Source organism: Nitrospira calida, from assembly GCF_976986435.1.
On record NZ_OZ335950.1, the window covers coordinates 1,256,685 to 1,276,391 of the forward strand.

A 19,707-nucleotide genomic window follows, 5' to 3' on the forward strand; every position below is an offset into this window, starting at 1 on the left:
TCATCCCTCCAGAAAGTAGAAAGGATTGGTCGGTCCCCTGCCGTGACCAATCGCCAGCGCGTGCCGGATCGCTTCCGTCAGATAGGCTTTTGCGGTCTGAACCGCGTCCGGCACGGACTTGCCTCGCGCCAGTTGCGCGGCAATTGCCGAGGCGAAGGTGCAACCGGTGCCGTGGGTGTGGGGGGTGTCGATGTATTCTCCTTTGAAAACATTGAAGAATCGCCCGTCATACAGGAGGTCCGTCGCCCGTTCGGCAAGCAGGTGGCCGCCTTTGATGAGCACGTGCTTGCAGCCGAACTGGTGGATCACTTTTGCCGCGCGCCTGGCGTCGGCCAGCGTGCTGATTTCGATGCCGGAAAGCTGTTGCGCTTCGTGGACGTTGGGGGTAACGACCAGCGCTAGCGGGAGCAGCTCATTCTTCAGCGCATCGATCGCATCGGACTTGAGCAGCAGGTGACCGGTCTTGGACACCATGACCGGATCGACGACCAGGTTCGTCACGTTCTGCGGTTTCAGCATCTTGACCACGACCTTGATGATCTCGGCCGACGACAGCATCCCGGTCTTCACGGCGGCGATGTCGAAGTCGTCGAACACGGCGTCCAGTTGAGCCGCGATGATCGAAGCGGGCAGCTCGAACACGTCGGTGACTTCCTCGGTGTTCTGCGCGGTGATCGCCGTGATCACCGACAGGGCAAACACGCCGTTCGCCGACATGGCCTTGATGTCGGCTTGAATCCCCGCTCCGCCGCCGGAGTCCGACCCGGCGATCGTCAACACTTGTTTGATCATTACCATGCTCCGCGCGGGCTCATTATACTCGGCCTGGGAAAACTGTCTAGCGGCAGTCGACTTCGCGGAGAGGCAATCAGGAAAGGAAGATAGCGTTCACGGTCACCGGCAGGTCTCTTGTTTCCACTCTCGCAACACATTTTGCGCGTCGAAGGTCAGCACATGCGCGCGGCAGGAGTCGGCGCTTGCAGGACTCGCGTCACCGGTCGACGCTCTGCTGCGTTCATAGTAGGTCCAGACCGCGCCGCCGTTTGCGAGTGATCGCTGGTCATGTGGGACTCCATGCCGTTCCAGCACTCTCTCCTGCGTCACATCATTGATCTTGTCCCGAAAGTATGGGCTTCCGAGATGACTACAAGACACCGCGGCACTGTAGACGAGCAAAACGACAAGCAGCCGAAACGAATGTTCAAGCACGGTCACCTTCCTGTTTGCTGGGGACGTCGAGTCCGGACGATCGTGCGAGCAATATCTCAAAGTCAAAGACGGAGCAATATAAGTTACGGCAAGACCGGATGCAAGGAACGCGTCGGCCCGCTGGATCGGCTACGTGTGCCGGCAACCACTCTATCAGAAAGCCGGTGCTCTGGAAACGCAAGGTGGGTGTTCTGTTGCAGATGTCCGGAGCTATACTTCGTGGGATGACTTTCCCAGGCGAGTCCTCGGCACCGATGCCCTATCTCCTGGCCATTCTCCTTGCAGCTTTGCTCCAAGGCTGCGCCATGGATGATCGCGCAATGGGGCCTCGGCCGGACACAAGATCGGGTGGGATACGCGACGGCGCCGTCCTCATGAATCGGATGCGTGGACAACCCTGTTGCGAAAAGGGCCCGGCGACCGTCAGACAGCAAGCGCTGGCGCAGGTGGCCGTTGGATTCCTTGGAAGATCGCGGATCGAAGTGAACGGCCGGCTTTTCCCGTTCGACTGCTCCGGTCTGGCCCGCGCTGTGTATGCCGCGCAAGGGATCGATCTATACGACGGTCTGGGGGAGTTGGACGCCGGGAACGGCGTCGGGCGCATTTATGGGCATGTCCTGCGGCTCGGGCGGATCCACTACGGCCCGACCGTCCATCCCGGCGACCTGGTCTTCTTCCATAACACCTGGGATTTCAACCGGGATGGTTCCTTCAACGATCCGCTCACCCATGTAGGCGTGGTGGAGACGGTCGAGCCGGACGGCACCGTGCTTTTCGTCAGCCAGGTCTCAGCGGGGATTGAGCGATACCGGATGAACCTGAGGAGCCCGGACAGGCACCGCGCCAGCGACGGGCGCGTGCTCAACGACTATCTGCGCCGGAAAGGATTCGGCGACTCAGATGGGATCCCCTACCTCACCGGCCAACTCTTCGCCGCCTTCGGCACCGTGATCACACAGTAGCTTTCCCGTGTCTCGCCACGTCGATTGTTCTCTGCGATTGGTGCACTTCTGAGCGTCTCCGAAGCGAGACGCCGGGCTAGCAGTTAGCCTTCTGGAGTGAACTCTCTAAGGAATGAAAACACTCCCGACTCCTTTTCATTGCCTCCCCTTTTCATTGCCTCGGCGCCAGGACCCGCCGAGGTTACACCGGCCACTGCTCCTCGTTCCACGCCATCTCCCAAAACATCCATTCATACCGCGAGCTGATCACGAACGCCTCCTCCATGCGCTGCCTTTCGTCCCGTCCCGCGCGCTTCGCCCATTCATCCACTTTCTTCCGCATCCATTTCTGAACCTTGGCGAACTCCGGAGAAGCGTAGAGGAGAAGCCAGTCGCGATACGGATGCCCGGCGCGCGGCGGGCCGTCTTGTAGAAGATGCCGTCCAACCACGCAGTAGATCCAGGCGCAAGGGAGCGCGACCACGGTGATCTCGGCGGCGGTACCTGATTGGGCCACCGCCAGCAGGTGCCGCGTGTAGGCATAGTTGGTCGGAGCCATCGGGACCGCCGTCATCTGTTGCGGCGTCATTCGCCAACGTTTGCCGTAACTCTCGTGCAGGCTCCGTTCGACGGTAAGGGTTTCCTCGGCCAACTTGGCGAAGCGGAGGGCGGATTCGGAATCCGGCGCTTTCTGCGCACCCGCGGCGAACACACGGGACAGATCTCCCAGAAACCGCGCGTCTTGGAGGATGTAATATTTGAACTTCCGCTCCGGCAACGTGCCCTTGCCCAGCGCGACGACGAAGGGATGCGTGAACTGCGCGTCCCAGATTGGTTTGGCCAGTCGACGAAGGTGGTCGGAAAACGACATGGAAGACTCCTCGAAAGCTTACAGCAAGCCTGCTTATGGCTTATAGCCGGCAGCTTATGATCTCGGTGCGAATTGATTCGTGAACAACCGGTTCAGCGGCAGCTTTTTCTCGATGACCCGTCGGCTCAGCAGCCAATCGTGGACCGCCTGCCACCGAGCGGATTCCTGCCGCAGGGTTTTGGGGAAATAGGGCAGGGTGGCGTGAAACGTCTTGGCGGACAGCGTCGGGTCGGCCATCGAGTTCGCTTTTAAGTAGAGTCCGAGTGCTTCGTCCGGGTAGTCATGGGTGAAGGCCAGCCCGCGCGCGTAGGCCTGGCAGAAGCCGCGGACGATTTGGGGATGGCGTTGGGCCATCCGGTCGGATGTCAACACGACAAGCTGATACAGATCCGGCACGCCGTATTGCGCGGGACTGACGAACTCGATGTCGGCGCCCCGCAATTGCGCCTCCACCTGCTCGTAGTTGATAAAGGCTCCGAACACCGCGTCGGCTTTGCCGGTGAGCAACGCATCGGTCAACGCGAATCCGACATCGACGGGCAGGATCTCGTCGTAGGCAAGCCCGGCCGCCTCGAGCATGGTGCCAAGGATCGGCAGATCAATCTCCAGCCCCGGCCAGCCCACGCGCCGGTGCCGCAGGTTCTCCAGGCGTTTGATCGGGCCGTCCTTGAGGTACATCAAACAGACGACGGTGTGGTCGAGCACCGGCGCGATCGAGATCAGCGGTTGGCCCTGGCCTCGCGCTTTGATCGCGTTGGTCTGTTCGCCGACGCCGAAATCGGCCTTGCCTCGCGCGACGAGGTCCAGCGATTCTTCCGGAACGGTCGGTACGAGGATGGCGAGGTCGAGACCCTCGTCGCGAAAGAAGCCGTGCTCCTTGGCCACGACGAGCGGCAGATGATCAGGGTTCAAAAACCATTCGAGAACCAGGGTGATCAGCACCGGACGCCGCGGGCGGTTACCGAAGGGTCGAGCCAAGCGGAACTCCTCCCGGTCAGGAGCGGTCAAGCCGAGCCGGTCGGCTTGACCGGGGCCCACGGTCGCGGCAGGCGATTGATGCCGTCCAGCGCGGCGACTTTGTAGCATTCCGCGAGCGTGGGGTAATTGAAGACGGTGTCGATGAAGTACTCGATCCGGCCGTGAAAGGCCATGACGGCCTGGCCGATGTGGATCAACTCGGTCGCTCCCTCGCCGATCGCGTGTACGCCCAGCAACTCGTGCGTTTTCGGGTGGAACAGCAGTTTCAGCATGCCGATTTCGTCGCCGATCAACTGGCCCCGCGCAATTTCCCGATATCTCGCGACCCCGACAGCATAGGGCACGCCCGTCTGCGTCAGCTCGTCCTCGTTGCGGCCGACCATGGAAATCTCCGGAATGGAGTAGATTCCATAGGGCAGCAACTCCGTTTGGATCTTAGCGGGCAGGCCGAAGGCGTGGCAGGCTGCCAGGCGCCCCTGTTGCATGGACGTGGAGGCCAGGGAGGGAAACCCGATCACATCGCCGGCGGCATAGATATGCGGGACGGAGGTTTGGAAATGCTCATTCACGCGTAGGCGACCTCGCTCATCCGGTTTGATGCCGACCGCCTCGAGATTCAGCCCGTCGGTGGCGCCCAGACGTCCCACCGAATACATGACCGTGGTCGCGGCGATTTCTTTTCCGCTCCTCAGTCGCACGATCACTTGATCGTCGGCTTTCTCGATCGCCACCACTTCCTCGTTGAAACGGAGCGTGACGCCGATGTTGCGCATCTGGTACTGGAGCGCCTCGATGATTTCCGTGTCCACGAATTCCAGCAGGCGCGGACGCCGTTCGATCAGCACGACGTGCATACCCATGGTGGCGAGAATCGAAGCGTATTCCGTTCCGATCACCCCGCCGCCGACGATCGTCATGGACTTGGGTAGGCGCTTGAGGTTCAGAAGCCCGTCCGTGTCGATGATCGTCTGGCCGTCGAACGGAATATGACCGGGCCTGGCCGGCACTGTGCCAACGGCAATGACGATGTAATCGGCCGTGTGTTCCAGAATCTCATGGGTCTGGGCGATGCGGATCCGATGCGGATCGACGAAGCTGGCGGTGCCGAAGATCATTTCGACACGGTTTCGCGCCATTTGGTTGCGGATGACTTCGATTTCGCGTTTGATGACGTGGTTGGCGCGGAAGATCAGATCTTCCATCGTGATGTCCTGTTTGACCCGATAGCTGGTTCCGTACAGGCTGCGCTGGTGAAAGCCGGACAAGTACAGGACGGCCTCGCGCAACGATTTGCTGGGAATGGTGCCGGTGTTGATGCAGACCCCGCCGACAACTTCTCTGCGCTCGACGATGGCGACTTTTTTGCCGAGCTTGGCCGCCTGGACGGCGGCCTTCTGTCCAGCCGGACCGGTGCCGATCACCAACATGTCGTAGTGCGCCATCGCTTGCCCATAAGGGAGGTCAAGGTTAAGGCTGAGGTTGAGTTAAAGGGTGGAGATGGGTCTTAACCTAGACCTGGACCCTGAACCTTAACCTGGTTGCTGTCTAGCTAGCCGTCACCAGCGATCGGGCGAACCGGAATGCGGCGTCCATATCCGGTAATTGCCCCAGTTCTGGCGTGACCTGGAGATAGCGGATCGTGTTGTGTTTGTCCACCACCATGATCGCGCGCGCCAGGATGTGCAGGTCTTTCAGAAACAGACCGTGGGCTTTGCCGAATTCCGCCCCGCGATAATCGGAAAGGAACGTCACATTGTTGATGTTGGCCTCCTCGGCGAACCGCTTTTGCGCGAACGGCGTATCCACGCTGACGGTAATCAGTTCGACCATTTTGTCAAGTCCGTGGTTTTTCTCGCTGAGGTGGTGCGTCTGTTGCTCGCAGACCTTCGTGTCGAGGGAGGGCACGATGCTGATGATCCTGACCTTGCCCTTCCCCTTGGTGTCAATGATGCTGACCTGCGACAAGTCCGTTTGCGTCAGCTTCACGTCTCGAAGGGGGTCGCCGACTTTGACGCCTGATCCGGACAGGGCGAGGGGGTTGCCCTGGAATAGCACGCTGTTGCCCTCGCCGGCGGCCACAGTTCCAGTCGCTATCGGCAGGTTCTTGTACATGAAGCCGGATTCAACGGATCGACCCATGCCTGCACAGCTTACGGTCGCAATCGACATCAGCAGCGTCCCACCGACGAGAGCGGAAAATCGAAGCCCATTCATCATTTCCTCCATGCGTTGAAAATCGAGGCGACGGCGAGAAGCCGAGCGTCCTCCGCTTATATAGGGGGCAGGTTCTGACCAAGTCAAGGTTGCAGAAACTTAATGAGCACCGGATTCACCGCCTGTGGTTGCTCCCACTGCGGGATGTGGCCGGCGTTCGGGATCACCGCCAAGGTCGAGCCGGGAATGGTCCGGTGCAGCTCATGGCCGACTTGCGGGGGAAACACCCGGTCTTGCGAACCCCAGAGGATGAGCGTCGGATGACGGATCTCGCCCAGGCGTTTGGCGAATCCGTCCTCCCAGAGCGGTAAATTCCGGGCGATGGTCAGCAAGGGACCGATCAAGCTAGCCTGGCGTCGGTTTCGGTGCGAACGGTCGATCACCGCAGGGGTCAGCAGCGAGGAATCGTGCACGATCTCCCGCAGCACCGTTTCTGTAAGGCTTCGGCCGAGCAGCCAATTTCCCAAAGAGGCGAGCCAAATCGGCACCCGCGTCTCGATTGCCTGCCGGATCAATGGGCTCGCCAACTTCTGTTCAATCCGGTCCGGCAGCCCTCCGATCAGGACCAGTCGGTCCACGCGCTCGGGATACGTCAGCGCCATGCCGATCGCCAGCCCGGCCCCCATCGAGTTCCCAATCAGTGACGCGCGCGGCAGATTCAGCGCGTCCATGAAGCCGCGGAAGAACTCGACCAACTGTTCCGGTCGGTATTCGAGATCAGGCTTGTCAGAGTATCCCGAACCGAGCACGTCGAGCGTGATCAAGCGATGCTCCGCCGAAAGAGCACGTTGCTGGTATTCCCACTGCCACAGAGACCCTCCGAATCCATGGATCAGAATGACCGGCGGGCCTTCGCCCGTATCCAGGTAGGCGATGCGATGACCGCTTACCAGGATTGTGTGGATCGGCATCCGTTCGATCGCGTCGAACCAGCGGGGAATTTCGGGAACGGCGGTGCACCCGCCGAGGATGGCGGTCATGAGAACCAGCAGCACGGCGATGGAGGGAGGCGGACCCGTCGGAGGCGCAAGCGACGCCGCGGGACGCACAGGAATCACTCCAGTTGGATCAGGGTCTCATCCGTCTTCACGTGGTCTCCTTCCGCGACATACACGGCGGTGACGGTCCCATCGACGGGCGCGGGCACGCGGCTTTCCATCTTCATGGCCTCGATGATCAGCAGTGGGTCTCCGGCTTTCACCGCATCGCCTGGAGCCACCAAGAGCTTTACCACCCGCCCCGGCATCGGCGGCGCCACGTCGCCCGGCTTCGCCGGTTTCGGCCGTTTGGGCTTCCCACCGGTTTTCGCCTCCGGGAGTTCCGGCACCCCAGCCAGCACCTCCTGAATGGGTTCCAGGTGCACTTCTTCCAGTTTATCGTTGACGCGGATGTAGTACGGCTTGCGTCCGTCGATCTTGCGCCCCGAGCCGGAGACCCGAATGTGATAGGTCTCGCCGTGCACGGTCACATTGAACTCCACCGGCGCCAGGTGCAGTTCGTGCGCAACGGCCGGCCCGCTCGCCGCAGGCGGCTCCAGTGGCTCCGGTGTGAGTTCGCCGCGCTCGCGCGCCTCGAAGAATTCCCGCGCGATGGCCGGAAAGAGCGCGTAAGAAAGCTGATCCTCAATGGATCTGGCCGTGGCGGGCAGTTCGCTCTTGATCGCGTCCAGTTCTGGGTCGAGACGGTCCGCCGGCCGCCCCTTAATCGGCTCTTCATCACCGATCGCCCGGGCCATCACATCCCGGTCCACCGGACCCGGCGCGCGCCCGTATAGGCCCAGAAAATAGTTTTTTGTTTCCGTGGTGATGACTTTGTACCGCTCGCCGGTCAGCACGTTGAGTGTGGCCTGGGTACCGACGATCTGGCTGGTCGGCGTGACAAGCGGCGGATAGCCCATGTCCTTCCTGACGCGCGGCACTTCCTCCAGGACTTCCTTCATCCGGTCGAGCGCGTTCTGTTCGGCCAATTGCGCGGCCAGATTTGAGAGCATCCCACCAGGGATCTGGGACGTGAGGATCTCCGCGTCCACGCCGGTGAAGTCGCTTTCGAACTGGCGGTATTTCTTGCGGACGGTCCGAAAATGCTCGGCGATCGGTTCCAGCGACCGCAATTCCAGACCGGTGTCGTACGGTGTACCGCGCAAGGCGGCAACCAGACTCTCCGTCGGCGGATGGGATGTGCCCCCGGCCAGCGGCGAAATCGCAGTGTCCAGCATGTCGAGCCCGGCGAGGATCGCCATCAGCGACGACATCGACGCCATCCCGGACGTGTAATGCGTGTGCAGATGGATGGGCACCCGGACGGCGGCTTTCAGCTTGCGGATGAGCGCATACGCGTCGAACGGCGCCAGCAGGCCGGCCATGTCTTTGATGCAGAGCGTGTCGGTTCCCAGGTCTTCCAACTGACGGGCGAGATCGACGAAACGATCCAAGCTATGGACCGGACTGACGGTGTAGCAGATCGTGCCCTCGACGTGCTTGCCGCAGATCTTCACTTCTCGGATGGCCCGCTCGAGATTGCGAACGTCGTTCAACGCGTCGAAGATCCGGAAGACGTCGATTCCGTTAGCCGCCGAACGCTCGATGAATTTTTCCAGCACGTCGTCGGCGTAATGGCGGTACCCGACGAGATTCTGGCCGCGCAGCAACATCTGCAGCTTGGTGTTGGGCATCGCTGTGCGGAGGGCGCGGAGTCGTTCCCAGGGATCTTCCTTCAGAAATCGCAGGCAGGTATCGAAGGTGGCACCGCCCCAGACTTCCAGCGACCAAAAACCGACGGCGTCGAGTTTCTGAGCGATCGGCAGCATGTCCTCCGTCCGCATCCGCGTCGCGAGCAGAGACTGATGGCCGTCGCGCAGGGCGACGTCCGTGATCAGGAGCTTCTTGCCCGGCGCCGGCTTGAGGTCAAGGGCCGGCGCCTCGCGAGGCGCCAGCTCGACGGGTCGGGAGCGGTGGGCGCCTTTGGCGGCTTTCTTCGGTACCGCTGTCTTGGTTCGGCGCTGAACCATGCTGCACTACAGCCCTTCATACGCCGCGATCGCCGCGGAAATGGCCAGGACCAGGTCCTCGGGTTCGGTCCGTTCGTCGTAATTGAACAACTCCGGGTGTGTGTCCAGATAGGACGTGTCGAAACGGCCGGCCCGAAAATCCGGCTCTTCCATGATCGCTTTCATAAAGGGGATCGTGGTCTTGACCCCGCGGAGCACGTACTCCTCCAGCGAACGATGCATTCGGCTGACTGCCTCTTCCCACGTGCGGCCCCGGACCGTCAGCTTCGCCAGGAGAGCGTCGTAATAGGGAGGAATCGTGTAGTCCTTGTACACGGCGCCGTCGATCCGGACGCCGATCCCGCCCGGAGAGAGGTACGCCGTGACGGTGCCGGTGCAGGGCCGGAAATTGTTGCGGGGGTCCTCGGCGTTGATGCGGCATTGGATGGCGTGGCCCTGCAAGGTGACGTCTTCCTGCCGGATGTCGAGCGGCTTGCCCGCGGCGATCGAAATCTGGTTCCGCACGATGTCGATTGCGGTGATCTGCTCGGTGACCGTATGTTCGACCTGGATGCGCGGGTTCATCTCGATGAAGTAGTAGCGACCTTCCTGATCCAGCAGAAACTCCACCGTGCCGGCGTTGTCATAGTCGACCGCGCGGGCGATGGCGATCGCGGCTTCGCCCATCTCCGCCCGGAGTCTCGGCGTCAGGATCAGCGAAGGCGCGATCTCGATCAGCTTCTGGTGGCGGCGCTGGATCGAGCAGTCCCGCTCCCCCAGATGGATGATATTGCCGTGCTGGTCGGCCAGGATCTGAAATTCGATGTGGTGCGGTCGGTCGATGTATTTCTCGATGAACAGGCTCCCGTCGCCGAACGCAGCCTCGGCTTCTCGGCCGGCGGCTTCCATGCTTTCTCGAAGTTCGGCGTCCGACTGGACGACGCGCAGCCCGCGCCCCCCTCCACCGGCGCTGGCTTTGATCATGACCGGGTAGCCCACCGTCCGGGCAAAGGCCAGTGCATCCTCCACGCTGGTCACGCCGCCGTCGGTTCCGGGCACGATCGGCACCCCGACTTCCTTGGCCAATTCCCGTGCCTTGACCTTGTTGCCCATCAAATGAATGGCTTGGGGGCTCGGGCCGATGAAAGTGATGCCGTAAGCCCGGCAGAGATGGGCGAACTGGGCGTTTTCCGAGAGAAATCCATAGCCGGGATGGATGGCGTCGGCTCCGATGCGTTTGGCCAGGCTGACGATCTGCTCCATATCCAGGAAGCCCTTCACCGGGCCGGGACCGACCAGATAAGCCTCGTCGGCCTTCTTGACATAGATGCCGGCGGTGTCCGCTTCGGAATAGATGGCGGCTGTTGCGATATTCAGTTCGCGGCACGCACGGATGATCCGCATAGCGATTTCGCCCCGGTTGGCGACCAGGATTTTCTTGAACATGCTCTCGCTCGCTGATGCGGCGACACCCTCGGCGGCGCGGCCGCCGAGGAGTCGAAAGATCGCGTAACCTAGCACAGCATCAAGAGTCTTGTCGAGACGTGGAGGGAAGAACCGGAAAGGGATTCATGCAGCAGGGTCGTGCGATGGCGCAGCCGGGAAGGCGATCCGCCTTCCCGGTCGTGCCGCTCGTTCTGCACCGGTAAGCAGAACGGTCTACTTCGATTTGATCAGAAATGCCTTGGAACGGGCGTTTCCGCCGCCAGTCACCACATCGATAAACGACATGCCGGCCTTCGCATCCGGAACGACCGCTTCGATGGTGGTCTCGTTAACGAACTTATATTCGATCTGTGCGGATCCGGCGGCGCTGAAGGCCACGCCATGGAAACATTCTTTTGTGCCGAAGTTCTCGCCCTTAATGACGACCTTCTCGCCGGGCTTCGCTTCGTCCGGTTCGACCTTCAGGATCTTCGGGCGCTTGGTTCGGTCGCAGACGGGATCCTTTTCCACCTTTTGGGCGTCAAAGCCCTTGATAGACTCCATATCGAACAGAGAGAACCCGGACCCCTCGACATTAGCGCCCTCGCCCCGGGCGACGCCGACGGGCACGGCGACGAATCCCGTGATGAGCAGCAGTACGAGAACCGGAGAGACTCGCTTCCACATACGAACCTCCTTGCTAGGATTGTTTTTTCGCGAGCGGCGTGTAGGCTTCGGACACGATTTTCTGACCCGCGTCGGACAGGGCGAACTCCCGGAACGCATCGACCACTGGGTTGGGTTCCTTCTTCGAGAGGAGCAGCACAGGCCGGCGAAGAGGATAGCGCCCGTCTTTCACCGTCGGCATTTCTGGTTCAACTTTGTCGACGGGAAGCAACCGCACCGCGACGCCCGTTGTGACGGCCGCCAAAGCCTGTCCCAACGACACATAGGCCACGGCCGACAAGGGCGGGAGAGTGCCGACGACCGTCTTGATGACCTTGTCGTCGCGCCCGATCACTTTAGCCGAATTGTGGATCTTGCCCTCAATGCCCAATTGCGCTTCGAAGGCATCCCGGATGTTCTGGTTGCGGGGCCGGTCGATCACCAGAATTTTGGTTTCCGGTCCGCCCAGGTCAGACCACATCCTGACCTTGCCTGAAAAGATATCGGCAACCTGCTGTTTTGTCACTTCTTTGGTGAAATTGGAAAGATTGACGATGATGGCGATACCGTCCCAGGCAATTTGGGTAGCCGCGAGTTCCGGATCCTCGGTTCCGGTCACGGCGAGATGCGCGCGGCCCGATTTCACCAGTTCAACGGGTTTGGAATTCTCATCCCAAAGAATATCAACGTAGGCGCGCGGATGGACTTTTTCGAAGGCTCTGGCAAGGGCTTCGATGGTTTGCAGTTCCGGGCCGTTGCCGGCGATGACAAGGGAACCCGAGATCTCGTCGCCGCTGGCCGAAAGCGGTACACCGACCAGGGTAAGCCCGCAAAGGACCGCGAGCAGGCTTCTCGCGTGCATGATCCCTCCTTTCTCAGCGTGTCTCATGGTTGACCGAAGAGAACGTTGGCTGCACCGGGCGGTCATAAAAGAGAAGGGGCGAAGGCGGCCGTCACAACCGTGGTCAGGCATTCTCCGAACCGCGGTCGGTTGTCGGAGACGGGTCCTGCTGCCCGATATACGTTCCCATGGGCGGAGGATCGGTTCGCTTGCCGAACATCGGCGGCAGCTTCGAAAACTTGTGCATTCGTTCATTGAGCATGCTGTACGCCTTCATCTCCGAATACGTCGGCTTATGGTCGCCGACGACTTTCGAGGCGAAAGAGGAGAGCAGACGGGTCGCCTTCTGGGCTTTGCAGTGCGGGCAAACGGTGTCTTCCGGTCTCGCGTGTACGGATTGGACGATCTCGAACCGTTCGCCGCAGCCTTCGCAGCGGTATTCATACATCGGCATGGGGATACTCCCGGTGAACGCGGGCGATCATTCGGAGCGCCGGACAGAATCGCTTGCCGCGAAGTCGTACATCAGCCTCCGGGACTTGACCGGCCGCTCAAGTTTGCACTATTGTAACACAGTTCAAGGGGCTGCAAGGAGAGAAGGGAGGGAGGCGTGCATGCCGGTGTTGATTCGTAAGTACAAGATGTCGAGTGGGCTGATGCAGGAAGAGCGCATCGACGACCCAGACCGCATCGAGCGCTATATGCGTATCTTCGACAAAGAAGATTTGAAAAAACTGGAATCCGGAGCCAAGGTGTTTATCGAAAAGGATGAGTGGCAACTTCTGCCGTAACTCCTCCCTTTTGTGCACGTCTTCCCGTTCCCTCGAAGCCTAAGTCGACGAACGTTGGCCTTTCGCGTGGTGACCGTGGAAATCGCGTTGTTCCGCCGGTCAAGCCCGTGCAGGGCGACGTGGGTGGGCGGCTTGAATGAGGGAGTTCGGTACCATGATCTACTGGGTTCATATCGCGCGCGGTATCGATCGGGCTACGTTGCATCGTGAACGCTGTTCGGAAGTGCCGTCGAATGTGACCAGCAGCGATTTCTGGGAAGGTGGATGGTTCGACTATCCCGATAAGCAGCGGGCGCTCCAGGCGATGGAGCAGGCGGGAACGACTGAACAGCGGAAGTGCCCGCTGTGCAAGCCGTAGGCTTGTAGTGTTGGGTTCTGAATTCTGAGTGGTCAAACTCGGAATTGAACACGCAGAACTCTAAAGCTTAGAACTCAGCACTCGCTTTCACGTCGTATGCCCAGACTCGCCCTCCTGCTGAGCACCATGATCTGGGGGGCGACTTTTCCGGCGACCAAGGCCGTTCTCGATCAAGTTCCACCCCTCTCCTTTCTGTTCCTCCGCTTCCTACTGGGGACGCTGGCGGTTGTCGGTCTGTTTGCGTTGCTCGGCAGACGGCTCCGGTTCGACCGGGACATGCTGCACATCAGCGTGATCGCCGCCGTATGGTTGTTTCTGGGCTATCTCCTTCAAACCATCGGCCTGCGCTACACGACGGCTTCTAATTCCGCCTTCATCACCGCGCTCTATGTGGTCTTTGTTCCGCTCTTTCTGCGCCGGCGCGGGTGGCGCGTGTGGCTTTCGGCCGCCTGGGCGACGATCGGCCTTTGGTTTCTCGTCCGACCGACCCTCACTGCCAATCAGGGCGACGTTCTGACAGTAGGCTGCGCCGCCGCCTTTGCGGCGCACATCGCTTGCGTGGAGCGGTTTACGCGGGTCGGCGATTCGGCCTCGTTCTTCATGTGGCAATTGCTGTTTGTCACAGTGGCGATGTTGCCCGCGATGCTATGGGAGGCGCCGACGCTTTCTGTTCTGACGCCGAGCAGGGTGTTGCTGGTGGGGTTGCTGGTGACAGGCCTGCTTGCGACGGGCGCCTTTGCGGTGCAAATCTGGGCGCAACGGTTTCTGCCGGCTCAACAGGTGGCGCTGTTGTTCGCTCTGGAACCTGTCTATGCCTCATGGTTGGCCTGGCATTTCTTGGACGAGCACCTGGATGCTGCAGGCTGGCTTGGGAGCGGGATGATCCTGGGAGCGGTCCTGCTCGGCAGCATGGATCCAAAGGTAGCCAAGGTGAATGAACCTCCGGGGGTGTCAGCCATTCGCGAGGGGTGAGGCAGGGTAAGGTGAGATAAGCGGATTGCGATGGCGCAGAAATTCGGCAACGGTCGCTGGGTCCGAGAGGGGTATCTGGATAACCGGGTGGCAGGGTGTGTGGTCGGACGGATCACGTTTGCCGCGGTGGGAGCGGTTCCATTCTATTTGGTTGGGAACTTCAAAGGCGAGATTTATGGCAAGGCCATCCGTTTCCGGAACGGTCGATTCGCGGATGAGGAGTTGGCCGCGCAGGTGTTGGCGGACTTTGAAGTGCCCCAGGTCGGCGAAGTGAGTCTGATTTCGTTCGATCCCCATCCGCTGCTCACACCCCATCCCTACATCGAATGGTTTTCGCTCCGGAAAAACCATTACCGCATCGAACTGGCTCCGGAAGATGCGTGGGTGCTGAGCGATCGGGAAGCCGTCGAGCTCGACGCCGACAGCCGCTCCATCCGTGAGCACTTGCGCGATCAGGTTCGTTCGACCAGCGATCGCGACGACTCCGAATGGATATAGCCGCGTTTGACACCCTTTCGCGTTGCCCTCTAGAATGCCGATCCCATGAACGATCGTTTCCTCAAGGCCTGCCGTCGGCAGCCGGTCGATTGTACGCCTGTCTGGTTCATGCGCCAGGCTGGCCGCTACATGTCCGAATATCAAAAGGTGCGGGCTAAATACTCAATCCTCGACGTGTGCAAGACGCCGGAGCTGGCCGCCGAGGTGACGCTGCAGCCGATCGAGCGGTTCCCGCTGGACGCCGCCATCATTTTCGCCGACATCCTGCTACCGCTGGAGGCCATGGGCATTCAGTTGGAATTTGCGGAGGGAGAGGGGCCGGTCATTCGCAATCCGGTCAGAGACCGGGCGGACGTGGAACGGCTGCGGATGGTGGACGGGGACGAATTGGAGTACGTCGCCGAGGCGATCCGCCACGCACGCCGCGCGCTGAACGGCCGGGTGCCGTTGATCGGGTTCGCTGGCGCTCCGTTTACGTTGGCCAGCTATGCCGTCGAAGGTGGGGGGTCGAGAAATTACGTGTTGACCAAGCAGTTGATGTATCGAGAGCCGGAGGCGTGGCACCGGTTGATGGACAAGCTGGCGCGCGTGGTGACCGGTTACCTTCGACGCCAGATCCGCGCCGGCGCGCAGGCCGTGCAACTGTTTGACAGTTGGGTCGGCTGTCTGTCGCCCGGCGATTACGCCGAGTACGTCCTCCCGCATGTGCAACTGATCTTCGACGGGCTCAAGCGCGAAGGCGTGCCGATGATCCACTTCGGCACCGGCACCGCGTCGCTCCTGCGTCTGATGCGGGAAGCGGGCAGCGACGTCATCGGCGTCGATTGGCGCGTCCATCTGGATGAGGCCTGGGCGATGGTCGGATATGACGTGGCGGTACAGGGCAATCTGGACCCCGTCGCGTTGTTCGCGCCGCTGCACGAGATTGAGCGGCGGGTGGAGGACATTTTACGGCGTGCCGATGGACGGCCGGGACATATCTTCAATCTTGGCCATGGGATTCTGCCTAACACGCCGATAGAATCGGTGGAAGCGACGATCGAGATGGTGCACAAGCTCAGCCAGCGATGAATTTGAAGCGAAGGGCGAATAGCTCATAGCGAACAGCGAGTAGCGAACGGAAAAAGAGGTTGATTGCCGAGCCTCTGGTGCTGTTCGTTACTCGTGCAGGAGAGAAGTATGTCTGGACCGCAGAGGCCCATCGCCGTGCTGCTCATGGCCATGGGGGGACCGGACAACGTGGAGAACGTGGAGCCCTATCTCCGCGATGTGCGCGGCGGTCGGCCCGCACCGCTGGATCTGGTGGAAGAGATCAAGGAGCGCTACCGGCTTACCGGCGGAAAGTCGCCGGTCCTGGAGATCACGCGCGAGGTCGCGCGCAAGTTGGAGCAGAAGCTGAACGGCCCCGGCGGCGAGCGGTACCGCGTCGCCGTCGGTCTGCGGCACTGGCGTCCCTCCATCAGGGAGGCATACGAGGAGTTGATGGGTGAGAGACCGGAGCAGGTGATCGGGTTGTGCATGGCGCCGCAGTACTCTTCGATGAGCATCGGAGCCTATATCGGCAAGGTCGAAGAGGCGCGGCGGGCACTCCGCAGCGTGTGTCCGGTCAGTTATGTCGAAAGCTGGCATCGACATCCCAGGCTCATCCAAGCCATCGCCGACAATATTCAGCTTGGCCTCCAGCAATTTCCTTCCGACGTGCGCGCTCAAGTGCCGATCCTGTTCACGGCACACAGCCTGCCGGAGCGGATTGTGGAGATGAAGGATCCCTACCCCCACGAAGTGAGGGGCACGATGGAGGCGGTCTGCGAACGGGTCCGGCCGGTGACCGCGCGCTTGGCGTTCCAGAGTCGGGGGCGATCAGATGAAAAATGGCTGGGGCCGGACGTCGGAATCATGCTGGATGAGTTGCATCGCGAGGGCCACAAGCATGTCCTCGTCGCTCCGATCGGGTTCGTCTCGGATCATCTTGAAGTGCTCTACGACATCGATATCGAACTCAAACGATCCGCGCAGGCCAAAGGCGTGCACTTGGAACGCATTCCGATGCTGAACGCATCCGCGGCGTTGATCGAGACCCTCGCCTCTGTGGTCCGGGCGCACGAAGCTGCGCCGGTCCGTTGATGCGGCCTCCGTGACCGGAACGCCCCGAACAGTCGTTGTAGTTGGCGGAGGGATCGCAGGACTTGCGACGGCCTTCGCCCTTCAGGAACAGACGAGGGCGTCTGGCCTGTCGCTCGTCTGCACCGTCGCCGATGCGGACCGGATTTTGGGCGGCAAAATCCGGACGAGTCGTGCGAACGACCTCGTGATCGAGGCGGGCCCCGATTCCTTCCTCTCCCACAAGCCATGGGGCGTCCGGGTATGCGAAAAACTCGGATTGGCCGATCAGCTCATCAACATGAACGAGACCGGCGCGAAGGCTTGCGTGTATTCGCGGGGACGTCTGCGCGAGCTGCCCGAGGGCTTGGTCGTGATCGCCCCCGGCCAGATCGGATCGTTCGTCAGAAGCGGGTTGCTGAGCTGGAAGGGGCTTGCGCGGATGGCGCTGGATGTGGTGCTGCCGCCCCGCCGCGCCGCGGGTGACGAATCTCTGGCGGATTTCTTCCGCCGCCGTTTTGGGCGTGAAGCGTTCGAGCGGGTGTTTGAACCGCTCACGGCCGGCATTTATGCGGGCGATGCGGAGCAGATGAGCGTCCGCGCCACGTTCCCGCGGTTTCCCGAACTGGAACAACAATACGGGAGTCTCATTCGCGGGATGCTGGCCGCCCGCAAGACCGTTCAGATGGGATCGCCGGAGCCGAAGCATCGCCGCACGATGTTTGTCGCGCTGCGGAACGGATTGGGCGATCTGGTCACGGCGCTGTCGAACCGCTTGCAGAAGGATGGGGTGAGCCTCCGGGTCGGCGCCCGGGCGGTTGCGCTGCGGGTCCGCTCCCGGGAAGTCGGCAAGTGGGTGTATGACGTGCTGTTCGACGACGGAACCGTGCTGACGGCCGACGTCGTGGTCTTGGCCACGCCCGCCTATGCGTCGGCCGAATTGGTCAGGCCGCTCAGTCCGTCGGCGGCGGGACTATTGGAGAGGATCCCCTACGCCTCCACAGCGACGGTCTCCTTGGCCTACGACGCCGGCCAGTCCAAAGGTTGCGCGAAAGGGTTCGGGTTCGTCGTGCCGCGCGTCGAAGGACGCAACCTGATCGCCGCGACGTGGACGTCCCTGAAGTGGGCTCATCGCGCGCCGCCGGACACGCTGCTCGTCAGGTGCTATCTCGGCGGCGTCGGACGAGAAGCGATCATGCAGGCGGACGACGAAACGATCGTGCGGACGGCGTGCGAGGAACTGTTGGCCGTCACTGGCCTTGCGGCACCGCCGCGTTATGTCGAGGTGCATCGCTGGAACCGCGCCATGCCCCAGTATACGTTGGGGCATCTTGATCGATTGAAGGACATCGAGATGGCGCTGAGTCGATTTCCCGGCTTGTTCCTGACCGGAGCCGCTTATCGGGGGGTCGGCATTCCGGATTGCATCAAAGATGGGTTCACCGTCGCGGAGACGGCCGTCCGTTACTTGACCGGAGGCGAATCCGGATTATTGGTATAGCGCGGTCTCTCCATGGATAACACGCTGACCATCCTGAATGTGAGCGGTCCCTACCGGGAACCTCGCGAACCGGTCTTTTCTTATGACTATGCGATCCAGCGCCCGACCTGGGCCACCCCGTTCGGCGTCCGGGTGAAGATCTCGATCACCGATGAACTGGACTATGTGAAGGGCAAATTGCTGGGGCAGGTCACGGGCAGTCCCGGACAACAACTGCTGCTCAATCAGGTGCTCACCCGCCGCATCGCCGATCAGAAATTGCGGATCGCCGATCAGGAAGGCATGTTGTCGGAGCGCCAGGACGTATTGATCGGCCCCTTCACCGGTCCGCTGAGCCATCTGTTTCCGCGGCTGGAGACCTGGCTGAACGATGAGCAGGGGGCGCTCAGAGCGGAAATCCGGCAGCGGGTCCGTCTGTAACAACGAAATTCGCGCTTCGGAAGAGGCGACTCCCGCATCGAGGATCAACCCACAGAATCTGTGGACAACCATGTGGACAACCAAGTTTCCGCGCGATGATCCGCAGCAACGGCGAGCCCGCGAGCATCCTGCTCAACTTTTAGGCATTGGGCTAATTGACGCTCGGCCTACAAGATCTTGTGGCTCAAATCTTTCAGCTAGGGAATTCACTAGGTTAGCGAGAAACGACAAAACATGCTGGGGATAGAATGCGCGTTAGAGGCTGGATTTTCCGCTGGGAGCGGGCCTGCGCTCAGGGATCAGAAGATGCGGCGGTAGTGCTTGGAATGGACTCCCGACTCATCGGCAAAGCCGAGCGAGGCGATGTCGGGCTGCCCGGTGTCGTGCAGATTGATGCGATAGTGGCCGCGGACCTGCTCCATCGCGTCTTCGAACGGGATCGCCCGCGGGTACAGCTCGCCGGGGGCATGGGCGCCTCGGGCGAGCACGCGCACCGCGTCGGGCTGAGCGTATTTCGGGTCGGAAAAGATGTAAATGTCCGCCACGGCGTGATCGCCGAGTTGGTGGCCGGGCGTTGTCGGCGGCAACAGGTTCGACAGGGTGTTGGAGAGCCGTGCATCGCGGAACCGCTTCAACAAGCCGACGATCTGGCTGGTGGTTGCCTGCGCGGGAACCACGATGCTGATAGCGTTCACGTCCGGAATCGTGGCGTGAACTTTGAAGATGACCGGCGCAGCGTCGGCGTCGTCGGGAATCGCGGTGGGCACCGGTTCGGGGTTCGCGGCCTGTTTGTGCTTGGAACTCGGGACAATGAGGGCGATGAACATCCACAATCCGAAGATCACGCCGAAGACGACGATGAGTGGGTGCACGCCGGCACGTTTTCCTTCCTGGTAGGAGTTCTCCTCGCGCTCCATAGGTCACTGTGCATTCTGA

The 19,707-nt window shown here is 61.2% G+C and carries 21 protein-coding genes; 9 read left to right on the plus strand and 12 right to left on the minus strand.

Translation table 11 applies throughout. The features are described from left to right. Entirely contained in the window at window positions 1-792 is a 792-nt protein-coding gene (thiD, locus tag ACWHTU_RS06150; RefSeq protein WP_447862476.1) for a bifunctional hydroxymethylpyrimidine kinase/phosphomethylpyrimidine kinase, read from the minus strand. Between the two features lie 791 nt (window positions 793-1,583). Here thiD and ACWHTU_RS06155 point away from each other — a divergent pair. Continuing rightward, window positions 1,584-2,171 (plus strand): CHAP domain-containing protein, encoded by a 588-nt coding sequence (locus ACWHTU_RS06155; RefSeq protein WP_447862478.1) that lies wholly within the window; start codon window positions 1,584-1,586, stop codon window positions 2,169-2,171. Between the two features lie 181 nt (window positions 2,172-2,352). Here the strand turns inward: ACWHTU_RS06155 and tenA are convergent, their stop codons facing one another. The 10 genes from tenA to ACWHTU_RS06205 form a co-directional block, all read right to left on the minus strand. Beyond that, on the minus strand, window positions 2,353-3,021 hold the full coding sequence (gene tenA / locus ACWHTU_RS06160) for a thiaminase II (RefSeq protein WP_447862479.1): 669 nt from the start codon (window positions 3,019-3,021) through the stop codon (window positions 2,353-2,355). A 54-nt stretch (window positions 3,022-3,075) separates the two neighbouring features. After that, complete coding sequence (locus tag ACWHTU_RS06165) at window positions 3,076-3,999, minus strand: ABC transporter substrate-binding protein (RefSeq protein ID WP_447862481.1); 924 nt, start codon at window positions 3,997-3,999, stop codon at window positions 3,076-3,078. 26 nt (window positions 4,000-4,025) lie between these two features. Next, the gene (sthA, locus tag ACWHTU_RS06170; protein WP_447862483.1) at window positions 4,026-5,441 is read right to left on the minus strand and encodes a Si-specific NAD(P)(+) transhydrogenase; all 1,416 of its coding nucleotides are present in this window, start codon (window positions 5,439-5,441) and stop codon (window positions 4,026-4,028) included. Window positions 5,442-5,544: 103 nt separating this feature from the next. After that, on the minus strand, window positions 5,545-6,138 hold the full coding sequence (gene tpx, locus ACWHTU_RS06175) for a thiol peroxidase (RefSeq protein WP_447862484.1): 594 nt from the start codon (window positions 6,136-6,138) through the stop codon (window positions 5,545-5,547). A 158-nt stretch (window positions 6,139-6,296) separates the two neighbouring features. Beyond that, a complete protein-coding gene (locus ACWHTU_RS06180; RefSeq protein ID WP_447862486.1) occupies window positions 6,297-7,262 on the minus strand; it encodes an alpha/beta fold hydrolase in 966 nt (321 codons plus the stop codon). A 5-nt stretch (window positions 7,263-7,267) separates the two neighbouring features. After that, on the minus strand, window positions 7,268-9,220 hold the full coding sequence (gene oadA / locus ACWHTU_RS06185) for a sodium-extruding oxaloacetate decarboxylase subunit alpha (protein ID WP_447862488.1): 1,953 nt from the start codon (window positions 9,218-9,220) through the stop codon (window positions 7,268-7,270). A gap of 6 nt (window positions 9,221-9,226) precedes the next feature. After that, window positions 9,227-10,645, minus strand: coding sequence for an acetyl-CoA carboxylase biotin carboxylase subunit (gene accC / locus ACWHTU_RS06190; RefSeq protein WP_447862490.1), 1,419 nt, complete (start codon window positions 10,643-10,645; stop codon window positions 9,227-9,229). 213 nt (window positions 10,646-10,858) lie between these two features. After that, window positions 10,859-11,311 (minus strand): IPT/TIG domain-containing protein, encoded by a 453-nt coding sequence (locus tag ACWHTU_RS06195; protein WP_447862492.1) that lies wholly within the window; start codon window positions 11,309-11,311, stop codon window positions 10,859-10,861. Window positions 11,312-11,324: 13 nt separating this feature from the next. Continuing rightward, on the minus strand, window positions 11,325-12,152 hold the full coding sequence (locus ACWHTU_RS06200; protein ID WP_447862494.1) for a substrate-binding domain-containing protein: 828 nt from the start codon (window positions 12,150-12,152) through the stop codon (window positions 11,325-11,327). A 103-nt stretch (window positions 12,153-12,255) separates the two neighbouring features. Continuing rightward, on the minus strand, window positions 12,256-12,585 hold the full coding sequence (locus tag ACWHTU_RS06205) for an FmdB family zinc ribbon protein (RefSeq protein ID WP_447862496.1): 330 nt from the start codon (window positions 12,583-12,585) through the stop codon (window positions 12,256-12,258). Window positions 12,586-12,745: 160 nt separating this feature from the next. Here ACWHTU_RS06205 and ACWHTU_RS06210 point away from each other — a divergent pair, with 160 nt between their 5' ends. The 8 genes from ACWHTU_RS06210 (at window position 12,746) to ACWHTU_RS06245 (ending at window position 18,771) form a co-directional block, all read left to right on the plus strand. Next, window positions 12,746-12,922, plus strand: a complete 177-nt coding sequence (locus tag ACWHTU_RS06210) for a hypothetical protein (RefSeq protein WP_447862498.1) — start codon at window positions 12,746-12,748, stop codon at window positions 12,920-12,922. Between the two features lie 154 nt (window positions 12,923-13,076). Further along, window positions 13,077-13,280 (plus strand): hypothetical protein, encoded by a 204-nt coding sequence (locus ACWHTU_RS06215; RefSeq protein WP_447862500.1) that lies wholly within the window; start codon window positions 13,077-13,079, stop codon window positions 13,278-13,280. Window positions 13,281-13,376: 96 nt separating this feature from the next. Beyond that, window positions 13,377-14,252 carry a DMT family transporter gene (locus ACWHTU_RS06220; protein ID WP_447862502.1) on the plus strand — a complete coding sequence of 292 codons (876 nt, stop codon included), beginning with the start codon at window positions 13,377-13,379 and terminating at the stop codon, window positions 14,250-14,252. A gap of 30 nt (window positions 14,253-14,282) precedes the next feature. Continuing rightward, on the plus strand, window positions 14,283-14,750 hold the full coding sequence (locus ACWHTU_RS06225; RefSeq protein ID WP_447862503.1) for a hypothetical protein: 468 nt from the start codon (window positions 14,283-14,285) through the stop codon (window positions 14,748-14,750). 45 nt (window positions 14,751-14,795) lie between these two features. Continuing rightward, window positions 14,796-15,821, plus strand: coding sequence for a uroporphyrinogen decarboxylase (gene hemE, locus ACWHTU_RS06230; protein WP_447862505.1), 1,026 nt, complete (start codon window positions 14,796-14,798; stop codon window positions 15,819-15,821). Window positions 15,822-15,929: 108 nt separating this feature from the next. Continuing rightward, window positions 15,930-16,874, plus strand: coding sequence for a ferrochelatase (gene hemH / locus ACWHTU_RS06235; RefSeq protein WP_447862507.1), 945 nt, complete (start codon window positions 15,930-15,932; stop codon window positions 16,872-16,874). Window positions 16,875-16,884: 10 nt separating this feature from the next. Continuing rightward, entirely contained in the window at window positions 16,885-18,351 is a 1,467-nt protein-coding gene (gene hemG, locus ACWHTU_RS06240; protein ID WP_447862509.1) for a protoporphyrinogen oxidase, read from the plus strand. Window positions 18,352-18,363: 12 nt separating this feature from the next. Then, a complete protein-coding gene (locus tag ACWHTU_RS06245) occupies window positions 18,364-18,771 on the plus strand; it encodes a hypothetical protein (RefSeq protein ID WP_447862510.1) in 408 nt (135 codons plus the stop codon). A gap of 299 nt (window positions 18,772-19,070) precedes the next feature. On the opposite strand, the gene ACWHTU_RS06250 is transcribed toward ACWHTU_RS06245, so the two are convergent. Beyond that, complete coding sequence (locus tag ACWHTU_RS06250; protein ID WP_447862512.1) at window positions 19,071-19,688, minus strand: hypothetical protein; 618 nt, start codon at window positions 19,686-19,688, stop codon at window positions 19,071-19,073. Window positions 19,689-19,707 lie beyond the last annotated feature (19 nt).